Consider the following 12,891-nt stretch of genomic DNA (forward strand, 5'->3'; position numbering starts at 1 on the left):
ATTTTATTATTTAGAAACAATAATATTTATACTACTCCCTTTTTTTATTTTTTCATTTACAGATATACTTGCGTCAAATACAATGTTAGGTTCGATTAAATCATTTTCAATATATTCAATACTTCCTATAAATAATTGATTTTTTTCTAATTTTTTTCGAGCATCATCAATATTAAGACCTATTATATCAGGCATTCTAACAAATTCATTTATTGGGCCGCTGCTTACTAAAAAAGAAAGATGTTTATCAGAAGACATAATAGTACCTTCTTTTGGATCAGTAGTAATAATTGTGTTAATTTTTTGATTAGAATGAGTATAAACGATCTCTTTGATAGAGAAACCTTTTTGTTCAGCCATTACTTTTGCATCTATTATATCTAGATTAGAAAAATCAGGTACAACAATTCTATTTTTACCTTTACTAACCCATACTTTGATAGTTCGACCTTTTTTTATAGCACTTCCTGCTTCTGGAATTTGTAGATATATTTTTCCTTTTTCAAATTCTGAAAAATCTTCGTCAATTTTTTTTAATTTTATATCTGAATTTTCAAGAAGAACAACAGCTTCATTAAAAGTAAGATTTGATAAATCAGGAGTTTCTAATAAAAAATCATTAAAGAAAAACTTTAAACCTGTATTTATACTAAAATAAATTATAAATATAATCAATATAAAGTCTAAAAAAATAATTATATTTTTTTTGTTCATAAAAAAACTCCTTGCTTTTAAAATGTTTTATAATCAAATATATTACCAATTACAAATATATCATATAAAAAAAAAAATATCAATAAATACTTGATAAATATTAACCTAAATGATAAAATAAATCAAGTTTATTGAAATATAATGGAGGTTTTTTATAAAAATGGCTAAAAAAGATTGGGAACACGGAATAATAAAAGTATTACTTACAGAAGAGCAAATAAAATCTAGGATAAAAGAATTAGGTGAAGAAATAACTAGAGATTTTAAAGATAAAGAAGAGGAAGTTATTGTTGTTTGTTTATTAAAAGGTTCAGTTTTATTTTTCGCAGATTTATGTAGAGAAATAAAAATACCTATGAAAATGGACTTTATGACAGTATCTAGTTATGGAAATGAGTTTGAAAGTTCAAGAGAAGTAAAAATAGTAAAAGATTTAGATGAAAATATAATGGGAAAACATGTTATAGTAGTAGAAGATATTATAGATTCAGGATTAACATTAAAAAGAGTATTAAAAATGTTAGGACATAGAGAACCAAAGTCAGTATCACTTTGTACTTTATTAAATAAAGAGGCTAGAAGAGAAGCAGAGGTAGATGTACAATATATAGGATTTGATATAGCTGATGAATTTGTTTTAGGTTATGGGTTAGATTTTAAACAGGAATATAGAAATATTCCGTATATAGGAATAATGGGAGCGTTTGATGGAGATGAGTAATACAGACTCTAAATTAAAAGAGTTATTAGATAAAAGAGAAGAAGAAAATGCAAAATTCAGGAGAAAAAAGAAAATATATCTATTTTCTTTTTTTTCCTTTTTATTTGTTTTTGTAATTTTATTTTTCTTTTATAAAATATTTATTCAAAAACCTAACATAAAAATAAAAACAAATAAAGAATTAGTAGACAATGTAGTTTATTTACCGGTTTTTGATTATTATAAATTATATTCTACTAAGAACAAAGAAACTACAATTGATAGCTATAGTAAAATTTTAAATGTAAAAATTAATAAAAAATATATTGTTCAATTAGGGATTTTTAAAGAATTTTCAAATGTTAGAAGAGAAAAAGAAAGATTAGAAAAATTAGGCTACAAAATATATTATGAAAAAAATGGTGATTATTATAAATTGAGATTTAATGTTGAGTTTGATAATAGAGAAAAAGCGGAAAGTTTTGCAAAAAATTTAATGAAAATAAACGTTATTAATGATTATTGGATTCGATTAAAATAATGGAGGATGAATGAATTTTAAACATAAAAAAAAATTTGGACAAAATTTTTTGACTAATCAAGATGAAGTGTTAAATAAAATAATAGAAGTATCTAGTGTAAATGCAAATGACTCTATTTTAGAAATTGGCCCTGGAGAAGGAGCTTTAACAGGGTATTTATTAGATATAGTTAATGATGTTATTTGTGTAGAAATAGATAAAGAATTAGAAAAAATATTATTAAAAAAATATAATACAAGAAAAAATTTTAAATTAATAATGCAAGATATTTTAAAAGTAGATTTTGATAAAGAAATTTCTAAAAAAGTTAAAGTTGTAGCAAATATTCCTTATTACATAACATCTCCAATAATTAATAAACTTATAGAAAACAGAAAATATGTAGAAGAAATTTATATAATGGTTCAAAAAGAAGTTGCAGAAAGAATTTGTTCTAAAAAAGGAAAAAATAGAAGTATATTAACTTTATCAGTTGAATATTTTGGAGAAGCAGAATATTTATTTACAATACCAAAAGAATATTTTACACCAGTACCCAAAGTAGACTCAGCATTTATGTCTATAAAACTTTATAAAGATAATAGATATTTAGATAGAGTAGATGAAAAAACTTTTTTTAGATTTGTAAAAGCAGCTTTTTCGAATAAAAGAAAAAATATAGTAAATAATTTAAAAACTTTAGGATATTCTCGAGAGATTATAGAAAAAAATTTAGAAAAATTATATTTAAGCAATAATTTAAGAGCAGAGAATTTATCAATCGATAATTTTATTGATTTAATTATTTTATTTAAAAATGGTGATGTTAATGTATAGTTATGAATTTTTTATTAAAACAGAAAAAAAACATATAGATTTTATAAATAAAATTATAGAAGCATATGAAGGGGTAGGAGTTGTAAGAACTTTAAATCCTAAAGAAGGCGAGATAAAAATTATTACTCTAAATTATTTTATAAAAGATATAGAAAAAATATTAGAAAATTTAAGAAATAAAGGTGTTAAGTTAGAAATAACAAAACAAGGAAAATGGGGAGGAATAATATAATGAAATTGGGTGTGAATATAGATCATGTAGCAACACTTAGACAAGCAAGGCTTGCTAAAGAACCTGATTTAGTAAGAGCGGCAGTTTTAGCAGAAAAAGCTGGAGCTGATGGGATAACAATACATCTTAGAGAAGATAGAAGACATATCCAAGATAAAGATGTGTATATTCTTAGAGAAATAGTGACAACAAGACTTAATTTAGAAATGGCTACATCAGAGGATATAATAGATATTGCAGTAGAAGTAAAACCTGACATGGTAACTTTAGTACCGGAAAAAAGAGAAGAATTAACTACTGAAGGAGGCCTTAATATCCAAGATAAAGAAGTAAAAGAAAAAACAAAAAAAGCAATAGAAAAATTACATACAGCGGGAATAGAAGTAAGCCTTTTTATAGACGCTAGGACAGATATAATGAAAATAGCAAAAGAGATAGGTGCAGAATTTGTAGAAATACATACTGGTAAATACGCAGATGCTAAAACAGAAGAGCAAAGAAAAGAAGAATTAAAAAATATAGAAGATGCAGTAAAAGCAGCAAAAGCACTTAAATTAAAAGTAAATGCAGGGCATGGATTAGATTATAAAAATGTAAAAGATGTTGTAAAAATAGAAGACATTGTAGAGCTTAATATAGGTCATTCTATTGTAGCTAGATCAATTTTTATAGGAATAGAGGAAGCTATAAAAGAGATGAAAAGGTTAATTGAAAATGTATAACGATATTTTTCATAGAGTTTATTATAATGAAACAGACCAAATGGGAAGAGTTTATCATTCGAATTTTTTAATTTGGATGGAGAAAGCAAGAACGGAATATTTTAGAGTAAGAGGAACTAGTTATAAAGATTTAGAAAAAATTGGAGTAATGCTTCCTGTAAGTGATATTCAAATAAAGTATTTCCATGCAGCATTATATGATGATTTAATTAGAATAAAAACTAAAATAAATGAATTTAGTAGAATAAAAATAGAATTTGAATATGAATTTTATAACGAAGAAAATATTTTACTTGCAAAAGGAAAAAGTATAAATATTTTTACAGATAAAAATGGAAAAATAAAAAGAATTTCAAAAGAAATATTTGAAAAAATAAGGGGGCAAAAATGTCAAAGAGATATACAAAATTAGAAGAATTATTAAAATATATATTAGAGCAACTTGTAGAGGATAAAGAATCTATTCAAATAACTACTACAGAAGAAAGAGATTTGATTATATTAAAAGTAAGATTAGCTGATGGTGAATTAGGAAAAGTAATTGGTAAAAATGGTCTTACAGCTAATGCTATAAGAGGAGTAATGCAAGCAGCAGGAGTAAAAGACAAATTAAATGTAAATGTTGAATTTTTAGATTAAGAGGTGGTAAAAAAAATAATGGAATTATTTTATTTAGGAAGAATAAATGGAACACATCATTTAAAAGGAACAGTTAAAGTGTATTCTTTTTTTGAAGATGTAGAAAAAATTATAAATAATAAAATTATTGCAGAAAAATCGAATGGTGAAAAGAAAATTTTAACTATAAATAATATTGAAATTGGTGGCGATAAATTACTTTATGTAGATTTTGAAGAAATTAAAAATAAAACAGAAGCATTAAATATAATGAATGCTAAATTGTATATTAGGAGAGATATTTTAGGAACAATAGAAGATGGAAATATTTATCAGAGTGATTATATAGGATTAAATGTTTATGATAAAGAAGATAATCTTTTAGGAACAATAGAAGATATAATGGAAACAGCAGCTCATGATATTTTTATTATTTTAGATGAAAATAATGAAGAGATTATGATACCAAATGTTGAAGTTTTTATTAAAAAAATTGATTTTTATAATAACAAATTGATTGTAGATATACCTGAAAGTTTAAAAAATATAAATAAGAGTGAAGAAAAATGAAAATAAATATTTTGACTTTATTCCCTGATATGTTTAGTGGATTTTTAAATGAAAGTATAATTAAAAGAGCGTTAGAAAAAGAACTTATAAAAATAAATGTAATAAATATACGTGATTTTACATTTGATAAACATAAGCAGGTTGATGATACTCCATTTGGAGGCGGAGGAGGAATGGTATTAAAGCCAGAACCTCTTTTTAGAGTTTTAGAAAAATTTAAAAAGAGTAAAATAATTTATACTTCTCCACAAGGAAAGACACTTACACAAAATCTAGTAAAAGATTTATCAAAAGAAAAAGAGATAACTATAATAGCCGGTCATTATGAAGGTATTGATGAACGTGTGATAGAAGAACTTGTAGATTTGGAGATATCAATAGGCGATTATGTTCTTACTGGTGGTGAACTTCCGGCAATGATTATAACTGATGCTATATCAAGGCTTATTCCTGGAGTTCTTGGAAATACTGCATCATATGAAAATGATTCATTTTATAATGGTTTATTAGATTATCCTCATTATACAAGACCAGCAGAATATAATGGATTAAAAGTTCCAGAGGTTTTACTTTCTGGACATCATAAAAATATTGAAATTTGGCGAAAAAAAGAAAGTATAAAAAGAACATATATTAGAAGGCCAGATTTATTAGAAAAAAAGCTTGAAAATAAAGAATTTTCAAAATTGGAAATAAAATTATTAGATGAAATAAAAAAAGAGATAAAAGATAAAACAGAGGGTGAATAGAATGAAAATATATAGTTTAGGAAATAAAAAACCTAAAATATCAAAAAAAAGCTATATATTTGAAGGAGTAACTATAATAGGAGATGTAGAAATATCAGAAAATGTAAATATATGGCCTGGAGTAGTTATTCGAGGAGATTTTGATAAAATATATATTGGTAAAAATTGTAATATACAAGAAAATTCTATTTTACATAATGACTATAATAAAGCAATTATTTTGGAAGAAAATATAACAATAGGACATGGAGTTATTTTACATGGTTGTTATATAGAAAAAAACTGTATAATTGGAATGGGGACAACTATTTTAGATAATAGTAGAATTCCTAAAAATTGTATAGTTGGAGCAAACTCTTTAGTAACTAAAAAATCGAAATTAGAAGAAGGAACTTTGATACTTGGTTCACCAGCTAAAAGCATTAGAAAATTAATAAAAGAAGAAAGAGAGCATATAGAAAAAAATTATAAAGAATACTTAGATCTTAGTAAAAAGTATAAAAAAGAATTGATTAAGGAGATAAAATGAGAGATAAAATATATTTAGCATTAGTTCATTATCCAGTATATAATAAAAGAAAAGAAACAGTTGCAACTTCTGTAACTAATTTTGATATTCATGATATTTCTAGAAGTTGTAGAACATATGATATAAAAGAATATCATCTTATTACTCCAGTAGATGCACAAATTGAATTAACTAAAAGAATTATAGGATATTGGCAAGATGGTGAAAGTGGTGGATTTAACAAAGATAGAGAAGAAGCATTTGAAAACACTTATATTACAGAAAGTGTAGAAAAATTAATCGAGATAATAGAGAAAAAAGAAGGAAAAAAGCCACTTATTATTACAACAAGTGCTAAAACATTTTCTAATTCAATATCTTATATGGATTTATCAGAAAAAATATTTAATGATAACAATATTTATTTACTTTTATTTGGTACTGGTTGGGGATTAACTCAAGAAATAATGGATATGTCAGATTATATTCTTCATCCAATTAGACCTGATGGCAAGTATAACCATTTGTCTGTTAGAAGTGCGGTATCTATAATATTAGATAGATTATTAGGAGATAATTAAGGAGGAATAATTTGAATATCATTAAATTTGATTCTCTAGATTCTACAAATAACTATCTTAAAAATTTAAAAACAGTAGTTGGAGATGAAGTTATTATAGCTAAAACTCAAACAAATGGAAGAGGAAGACGAGGCAATGAATGGGCTTCTTATGAAGGTGCAGCACTTTTTAGTTTTGTTTTATTAAAAGATTATAATTTAAGTATAGAAAAATACACTAAACTTCCATTTATAGTAGGTATATCAGTTTTAAAAGTTTTAAAATCTATAGTTAATTTAGAGTTTAAGTTTAAATGGACAAATGATATTTATTTAAATAATAAAAAAATATCTGGAATATTAGTAGAAAATATAAATAATAGATTTATTATAGGAATTGGAATAAATATAAATAATACAAATTTTGGAAAATTTAAAGATATAGCAACTTCTCTTAAGCTTGAAACAGAAAGAGAATTTGATATAGAAAGTATTATAAAAAAAGTTATAGAACAATTTGAAAAAGAATTTTCGAATTATAAAAATAATGGATGGAAAGAGCAACTTGAATATATAAATAATTATAATTATCTTTTTAACAAAGAAATTATAGTAAAAAATATAAATAATAGCTATCAAGCTAGAGCAAAAGAAATAGATATTACAGGTAAATTAATAATTGAAAAAGATAATAATATAGAAAAAATAGATATTGGAGAAATAAGTATAAAAAAACTAGATGAAGAATAATCATCTAGTTTTTTATTTTTAGCTTCCCTTTTTATTAACAATAAAAGATATAGGAGAACCTTCGAAACCAAAAGCTTCTCTAAATTTATTTTCTAAATATCGCATATAGGAAAAATGTAATAATTCTGGATAATTACAGAATAATACAAATTTTGGTGGTGCAGTACTAATTTGTGTTACAAAGTTTATCTTAATAGCATGTCCTTTTCTAGTAGGTGGCGGATTAAGAATAAGAGCTTCATTTAATACTGTATTTAAAAGTCCTGTAGTAATTCTTTTTGTGTATTCTTCATATATATTTATTGAAAGAGTTAAAATATCTAAAACCTTTTCACCGTTTTTAGCTGAAATAAAAAGTATAGGGGCGTAACTTAAAAATGGTAAATGACTTTCTAAAATTTGTCTATATGTTTTTTTATTTATTTCACTTTTATCAACAGCATCCCATTTATTTACACAAATAATAATAGGTTTTTGTTCTTCATGGGCAACTCCAGCAATCCGTTTATCCTGTTCAGAAATTCCTTCTACTCCGTCAATCATAAGTACACATAAATCAGCTCTTTTTATTGATTTTAAAGCACGAAGAACAGAATAATATTCTAGATCTTCTTCAATTTTTGATTTTCTTCTAATACCAGCTGTATCAATAAGAACAAAATTTTGATTGTTAAATACTAAAGGGGTATCAATAGCATCTCTAGTAGTTCCAGCTAAACTACTTACAATTGTTCTTTCTTCACCAACAAGTGTATTAACAAGAGAAGATTTACCAGCATTTGGTTTTCCTATAATTGCAAGCTTTAATCCTTCTTCTTCTTCAGGTAAATTTATATGTTCTAAATCTTCGACTACAGCATCTAGCATATCACCTAAATTTGTATTATGTTCAGCAGAGACAGGAACAAGTTTTTCAAAACCAAGGCCGTAAAACTCATAAGTATCTTCTAATTGACTGATATAATTATCAATTTTATTTACAGCTAAAACAATAGGTTTATTTTTTTTTCGTAAAATAGTTGCGATTTCTTCATCAAGAGCAGTAATTCCAGCCCTTCCATCAACTACAAAAATTATAACATGTGCTTCATTCATAGCAACTTCAGCTTGTTTTTTAATGTTTTCCATTATAAAGTCACTATTTCTAGGTTCTAGCCCTCCGGTATCTACTAACATAAATTCTTTTCCTGTCCATTCACACTCTCTATATAATCTATCCCGTGTAACTCCAGGTGTATCAGCAACAATTGAAATTTTATCTCCAATAAGTCTGTTAAATAAAGTTGATTTACCTACATTAGGTCTACCAACAATTGCAACAATTGGTTTCATTTATACCTCCTTTTTTTTCTAAAATTATTAGAATTTATTAAAATGTTTTTTTGATTATATTTTTTATTTATATTTTTTTCTACAAATATTTTTTTCCCAGTAAAAGGATCGATTTCAGTATAATACATAAGGGTAGAATAAGTAGAAGGTGTCGGAGTGAATATTTGTACTTGTTCTGGATTTACACGTAATTCTTTACTAGCAAATTTTTTTAACTTTTTCATTTCATTTTCATCACATCCGGGGTGAGCAGCAATAAGATAATATGTTAAAAATTGTTTTTGATTGTATTCCCTATTTAGTTCATAAAATTTATTTTTGAATTCAACTAATACATTTTTAGATTGTTTTCCCATTTTATTTAAAATATTATCTTCGCTATGTTCAGGAGCAATTTTTAATTGTCCTGAAATATGATATTTAATTAAATTTTCTAAAAATTTATTACCAAAGTTCTTATCACTTAAAATTAAATCATATCTTATACCAGATGCTATAAATATTTTTTTTATATTTTTAATTTTACGTGCTTTTGTAAGTAATGAATTATATTTTTTATGACTTGGCTTTAGTGATTTACAAGTATTAGGAAACATACATCTTTTATTTTTGCAGCTACCTAGTTTTAATTTTTTTTCGCACTCAATACCATACATATTTGCAGTAGGACCACCAATATCATTAATATATCCTTTAAAGTTTTTTTCAGAAGCAATGGATTCAATTTCTTTTAAAATAGATTCTTCACTTCTTTGAATAATAGTTCTTCCTTGATGGACTGCAATAGCGCAAAAATTACATTCACCATAGCATCCTCTATGAGTAGTTACAGAATTTTTAATAGTATCAAGAGCTTTTACTATTCCATCTTTTTTATAAAAAGGATGAACATCTTTTTCATATTTTAAATCATAAACAAAATCAATTTCTTTTGTAGTCAAATGATATGCTGGAGGATTTTGAATAAGATATCGATTATCATGTTTTTGATAAAGGCCTTTTGCAGTTAAAGGGTCATTATTTAAATAAAATTTATTAAAAGCATCAATAAATTTATATTTATCGCTTTTACATTCTTCAAAGCTAGGTAATTCAATAAAGTTATTTTTAGGTTTATTTGATATATAACAAAGCCCTCTTATATCGTTAGGAGAAGTATTATTTTCAATAGCTTTCGAAAATTCTAATATAGGTTTTTCGCCCATTCCATAAATTAAATAATCAGCTTTTGAATTAAATAGTATAGATTTTCTAAGAGAGTTCGACCAAAAATCATAGTGAACAATTCTTCTTAAACTAGCCTCAATTCCACCGATTAAAATAGGTCTTTTATTTTCACCTTTGAAATATCTTTGAATAAGATTAACATATTTTATAACAGCCCTATCAGGTCTTTTGTTATTGATACCTCCAGGGGTAAAATCATCATTTTGTCTTTTTTTCTTTGTAGCGGTATAGTTTGCTACCATAGAATCTACACAGCCACTAGACACCCCAAAATAAAGTTTTGGGACACCCAATCTTGTAATATCTTTATCAGAATTTATATCAGGTTGCGCAATTATTCCTACTTTATATCCTTGACTAATAAGATATTTTCCAATAACGGCACTTCCATTATAAGAACTATCAATATATGTGTCGCCAGATATTAAGATAATATCCAGTTGATTCCATTTTAAAAATTTTAATTCTTCTTTAGTTGTTGGGATAAACATCATTACTCCTTAAAAATTAATTGTTTCTACAAAACATTTCATATTATACCACAAATTTTAAGAAAAAATAATAATAATTTTATAAAAAAGAAGTAAAAAAAAAATCTTATATGTCGATAATTGGAATGGGTATATAGGAGGTGAAGTATGGAAGCAAACATATTGCAAACTCCCAATATATCTGGTGTAGAAAAAGTTACTAGTAGTAAAGTGAGTACTAAAGATATTAAGAATGGTAAAAAGATATTTGATTTTACTAAAATATTTAACACTACTAAAAATAAAAAAAGTTTACTTGAAGCAAATAAAAATAACATTCTTAATATCACAAATAAAGAACTAGTTGATGCTAAAAAACACACAGATAAAGATGTTACAAAAGAAGTTTTAGCAGGAATTTTATTAGCAAACGCTAATGAAAAATCAAGTGATACGAAAATAGCAGAGATAAAAACTACTAGTACAAAGGACATTGGCAATAGAATATCTAGAGCTCAATTAGGAATTAAACTCGCTAACTCTAATGAAATTTTATCAAAAGATGAAGGTCTTAAGATAAAAGAATTAAGTTCTGAAAAACAAAAAGTTGCAACAGAATTAATAGCAGGGAAAGAACTAGCAACTAAATCTAAAGTAAAAAATAATGATGATATTTTTCAGAAAAATAAAATTAGAGTAAAAAAACATGAAAATAATAAAGATGTTTTTATAGGTGAAGGTTTAAATTCTGATAGCCAAGTTCAATTTTCTAAAACAGATGTAAAAGGGAGAAATGATTTAGCATTTATATCATCTTATGGATTAAAAAAAGTAAACAAAAAAAACAAAGATGATGAGATTCAAATAACTAATATTGATTCAAAAAATATGAATTTTGAATTAAAAACAAAAGAAGGAACAGAAAAAGTATTTGCACCTAATCAAAGTATTACATATGAAACAGTAATGGAGCAAATAGAAAATGGTTTAAAAGTTAATTATAATTCTCAATTAAAAGAGATGAAAATTAAATTAAAACCAGAAGAACTTGGAGAAGTAGAAGTAAAGTTTAAAATCGAGAATAATATAATGAAAGCAGAGTTTGTAGTACAAAATCAAACAGTAAAAGAAATAATAGAAAACAAGTTTAATGATTTAAAAGAAAATCTTTTAAAACAAGGAATTGATGCACAAGAAGTAAATGTATATGTATCTTCCGATAATCAAAATAATCAAAATAATCAAAATAATTTTAGAGAAAGATATCAATTTTTAGCAAACGATAACAATACTAATACTCCAATTATAAATGATATACATTTAAATGCTGTAGAATCAACAGCAAGATTAAATAATAATATCACTAAAAATGGAGTAAATATAGTAGTTTAGGAGGTAATAATGCAAATAACAAATACAGGATTAAAAATACCAAAAGAATTACAAGAAAGCTCTCCAGTAGTTAATGAATCTCAACAATTAGGAAAAGATGATTTTATGAAGCTTTTAGTAGCTGAAATGACTAATCAAGACCCTTTAGACCCTAAAACAAATACAGAATCAATTGCTCAAATGGCTCAATTTTCAGCGCTTGAACAAGGAGAAAATTTAAATAAATCTTTTAATTCAATGTTAAGATTTCAAACATTAAATACATTAAGTTCAAGTGCTCAAATGATAGGGAAATATACAAGAGCAAAAATAGACGGTGAAGAAGTAGTAGGTCAAATTAAAAGTACGCATTTGGAAAATGGTCAAGTGTTTGCTAATGTAATTGATTCAGAAAACCAAGAAATAAAAATACCGTTAGAAACTATTGTAGCATTGTCAAAAGAAAAATTTGAAGAAAAAGGCAAAACTGATAGTAAAAAAGAGTCGCTTCCTAAAAATGTTATAGACCTTTCTTAAGTTAGATAAGGAGGTGTGTTATGGCTAGGCTTTTAAATTCAACTTATATTCAGGGATTGAAGAGTGTAAATAATAACATAGACAATAGCAATAAAAACAACCACGGAAACAAGCCATCAGTGGCTTTTGAAAATGTTTTAGAAAATGAAAAAAAATTGAAATTTTCTGCACACGCACAAAAAAGAATAGAGAGCAGAAGAATGGAGATAAAAGAGGAAGAACTTAAGAAGGTACAAGAAGGAGTGAAAAAACTAAGAGAAAAAGGGTGTAGAGATTCAGTTGTTATAGCAAAAAATAGAGCTTATGTAATAAGTATAAAAAATAATACTGTTGTAACTATCGTGGATGAACCAAATTTAAAAGACAATTTATTTACTAATATAGATAGTCTAGCATTAGTTTAATTCTGTATTGTTTAAATTATTACCTTGTTTTTCTCTAAAATGAATAGGCTGGACCTGAAAAGGAAGCCTT

Annotated in this window: 18 protein-coding genes; 15 read left to right on the top strand and 3 right to left on the bottom strand. The window is 25.2% G+C overall.

What is annotated here, in order from left to right:
• Positions 1–6: 6 nt before the first annotated feature.
• Positions 7–714, bottom strand: coding sequence for a PASTA domain-containing protein (locus tag EV215_RS07910; protein ID WP_134113467.1), 708 nt, complete (start codon positions 712–714; stop codon positions 7–9).
• Between the two features lie 160 nt (positions 715–874).
• Between EV215_RS07910 and hpt the strand changes: the two genes are divergently transcribed.
• Genes hpt through EV215_RS07970 form a run of 12 tightly spaced genes read left to right on the top strand, consistent with a single transcriptional unit; the run spans position 875 to position 7,480 of the window.
• Complete coding sequence (gene hpt, locus EV215_RS07915) at positions 875–1,435, top strand: hypoxanthine phosphoribosyltransferase (RefSeq protein WP_134113468.1); 561 nt, start codon at positions 875–877, stop codon at positions 1,433–1,435.
• The gene (locus tag EV215_RS07920; protein ID WP_166667381.1) at positions 1,428–1,955 is read left to right on the top strand and encodes an SPOR domain-containing protein; all 528 of its coding nucleotides are present in this window, start codon (positions 1,428–1,430) and stop codon (positions 1,953–1,955) included. Before hpt ends, EV215_RS07920 begins: the two co-directional genes overlap by 8 nt.
• Positions 1,956–1,965: 10 nt before the next feature.
• Positions 1,966–2,772: a 16S rRNA (adenine(1518)-N(6)/adenine(1519)-N(6))-dimethyltransferase RsmA gene (rsmA, locus tag EV215_RS07925; RefSeq protein WP_134113470.1), complete on the top strand. Its 807-nt coding sequence runs from the start codon at positions 1,966–1,968 to the stop codon at positions 2,770–2,772.
• Positions 2,765–3,004, top strand: a complete 240-nt coding sequence (locus tag EV215_RS07930) for a DUF4911 domain-containing protein (RefSeq protein WP_134113471.1) — start codon at positions 2,765–2,767, stop codon at positions 3,002–3,004. The genes rsmA and EV215_RS07930 overlap by 8 nt, the downstream gene beginning before the upstream one ends.
• Positions 3,004–3,726 (top strand): pyridoxine 5'-phosphate synthase, encoded by a 723-nt coding sequence (locus EV215_RS07935; protein ID WP_166667382.1) that lies wholly within the window; start codon positions 3,004–3,006, stop codon positions 3,724–3,726. The genes EV215_RS07930 and EV215_RS07935 overlap by 1 nt, the downstream gene beginning before the upstream one ends.
• Positions 3,719–4,138 carry an acyl-CoA thioesterase gene (locus tag EV215_RS07940; protein ID WP_134113472.1) on the top strand — a complete coding sequence of 140 codons (420 nt, stop codon included), beginning with the start codon at positions 3,719–3,721 and terminating at the stop codon, positions 4,136–4,138. Before EV215_RS07935 ends, EV215_RS07940 begins: the two co-directional genes overlap by 8 nt.
• A complete protein-coding gene (locus EV215_RS07945; protein WP_134113473.1) occupies positions 4,114–4,365 on the top strand; it encodes a KH domain-containing protein in 252 nt (83 codons plus the stop codon). The genes EV215_RS07940 and EV215_RS07945 overlap by 25 nt, the downstream gene beginning before the upstream one ends.
• An 18-nt stretch (positions 4,366–4,383) precedes the next feature.
• Complete coding sequence (gene rimM / locus EV215_RS07950) at positions 4,384–4,914, top strand: ribosome maturation factor RimM (protein ID WP_134113474.1); 531 nt, start codon at positions 4,384–4,386, stop codon at positions 4,912–4,914.
• Positions 4,911–5,663: a tRNA (guanosine(37)-N1)-methyltransferase TrmD gene (gene trmD / locus EV215_RS07955; RefSeq protein WP_134113475.1), complete on the top strand. Its 753-nt coding sequence runs from the start codon at positions 4,911–4,913 to the stop codon at positions 5,661–5,663. The genes rimM and trmD overlap by 4 nt, the downstream gene beginning before the upstream one ends.
• 1 nt (position 5,664) lies before the next feature.
• Positions 5,665–6,192, top strand: a complete 528-nt coding sequence (locus EV215_RS07960; RefSeq protein WP_134113476.1) for a gamma carbonic anhydrase family protein — start codon at positions 5,665–5,667, stop codon at positions 6,190–6,192.
• A complete protein-coding gene (locus tag EV215_RS07965) occupies positions 6,189–6,752 on the top strand; it encodes an RNA methyltransferase (RefSeq protein WP_134113477.1) in 564 nt (187 codons plus the stop codon). The genes EV215_RS07960 and EV215_RS07965 overlap by 4 nt, the downstream gene beginning before the upstream one ends.
• Positions 6,753–6,763: 11 nt before the next feature.
• Positions 6,764–7,480: a biotin--[acetyl-CoA-carboxylase] ligase gene (locus EV215_RS07970; protein ID WP_134113478.1), complete on the top strand. Its 717-nt coding sequence runs from the start codon at positions 6,764–6,766 to the stop codon at positions 7,478–7,480.
• Positions 7,481–7,498: 18 nt separating this feature from the next.
• Here EV215_RS07970 and der read toward each other — a convergent pair whose 3' ends face one another.
• Positions 7,499–8,812, bottom strand: a complete 1,314-nt coding sequence (der, locus tag EV215_RS07975; RefSeq protein ID WP_134113479.1) for a ribosome biogenesis GTPase Der — start codon at positions 8,810–8,812, stop codon at positions 7,499–7,501.
• Positions 8,809–10,533: a YgiQ family radical SAM protein gene (locus EV215_RS07980; protein ID WP_134113480.1), complete on the bottom strand. Its 1,725-nt coding sequence runs from the start codon at positions 10,531–10,533 to the stop codon at positions 8,809–8,811. Before EV215_RS07980 ends, der begins: the two co-directional genes overlap by 4 nt.
• Before the next feature lie 144 nt (positions 10,534–10,677).
• On the opposite strand from EV215_RS07980, the gene EV215_RS07985 reads away from it, so the two are divergent.
• The 3 genes from EV215_RS07985 to EV215_RS07995 are packed head-to-tail and all read left to right on the top strand — an operon-like array spanning position 10,678 to position 12,821.
• Positions 10,678–11,901, top strand: a complete 1,224-nt coding sequence (locus EV215_RS07985; protein ID WP_134113481.1) for a flagellar hook-length control protein FliK — start codon at positions 10,678–10,680, stop codon at positions 11,899–11,901.
• A gap of 9 nt (positions 11,902–11,910) precedes the next feature.
• Complete coding sequence (locus EV215_RS07990) at positions 11,911–12,417, top strand: flagellar hook assembly protein FlgD (protein ID WP_134113482.1); 507 nt, start codon at positions 11,911–11,913, stop codon at positions 12,415–12,417.
• A 20-nt stretch (positions 12,418–12,437) separates the two neighbouring features.
• Complete coding sequence (locus EV215_RS07995; protein ID WP_134113483.1) at positions 12,438–12,821, top strand: TIGR02530 family flagellar biosynthesis protein; 384 nt, start codon at positions 12,438–12,440, stop codon at positions 12,819–12,821.
• Positions 12,822–12,891: the final 70 nt, after the last annotated feature.

Origin of the sequence: Hypnocyclicus thermotrophus, assembly GCF_004365575.1 — a bacterium.
GTDB lineage: Bacteria > Fusobacteriota > Fusobacteriia > Fusobacteriales > Fusobacteriaceae > Hypnocyclicus > Hypnocyclicus thermotrophus.

Coding starts and splice junctions, on each gene's coding strand:
- EV215_RS07920 (WP_166667381.1), top strand. CDS start 1,428: ATGAGTAATACAGACTCTAAATTAAAAGAGTTATTAGATAAAAGAGAA.
- EV215_RS07940 (WP_134113472.1), top strand. CDS start 3,719: ATGTATAACGATATTTTTCATAGAGTTTATTATAATGAAACAGACCAA.
- trmD (WP_134113475.1), top strand. CDS start 4,911: ATGAAAATAAATATTTTGACTTTATTCCCTGATATGTTTAGTGGATTT.
- EV215_RS07930 (WP_134113471.1), top strand. CDS start 2,765: ATGTATAGTTATGAATTTTTTATTAAAACAGAAAAAAAACATATAGAT.
- EV215_RS07910 (WP_134113467.1), bottom strand. CDS start 714: ATGAACAAAAAAAATATAATTATTTTTTTAGACTTTATATTGATTATA.
- EV215_RS07945 (WP_134113473.1), top strand. CDS start 4,114: ATGTCAAAGAGATATACAAAATTAGAAGAATTATTAAAATATATATTA.
- EV215_RS07995 (WP_134113483.1), top strand. CDS start 12,438: ATGGCTAGGCTTTTAAATTCAACTTATATTCAGGGATTGAAGAGTGTA.
- EV215_RS07960 (WP_134113476.1), top strand. CDS start 5,665: ATGAAAATATATAGTTTAGGAAATAAAAAACCTAAAATATCAAAAAAA.
- EV215_RS07985 (WP_134113481.1), top strand. CDS start 10,678: ATGGAAGCAAACATATTGCAAACTCCCAATATATCTGGTGTAGAAAAA.
- der (WP_134113479.1), bottom strand. CDS start 8,812: ATGAAACCAATTGTTGCAATTGTTGGTAGACCTAATGTAGGTAAATCA.
- EV215_RS07935 (WP_166667382.1), top strand. CDS start 3,004: ATGAAATTGGGTGTGAATATAGATCATGTAGCAACACTTAGACAAGCA.
- hpt (WP_134113468.1), top strand. CDS start 875: ATGGCTAAAAAAGATTGGGAACACGGAATAATAAAAGTATTACTTACA.
- rsmA (WP_134113470.1), top strand. CDS start 1,966: ATGAATTTTAAACATAAAAAAAAATTTGGACAAAATTTTTTGACTAAT.
- rimM (WP_134113474.1), top strand. CDS start 4,384: ATGGAATTATTTTATTTAGGAAGAATAAATGGAACACATCATTTAAAA.
- EV215_RS07965 (WP_134113477.1), top strand. CDS start 6,189: ATGAGAGATAAAATATATTTAGCATTAGTTCATTATCCAGTATATAAT.
- EV215_RS07990 (WP_134113482.1), top strand. CDS start 11,911: ATGCAAATAACAAATACAGGATTAAAAATACCAAAAGAATTACAAGAA.
- EV215_RS07980 (WP_134113480.1), bottom strand. CDS start 10,533: ATGATGTTTATCCCAACAACTAAAGAAGAATTAAAATTTTTAAAATGG.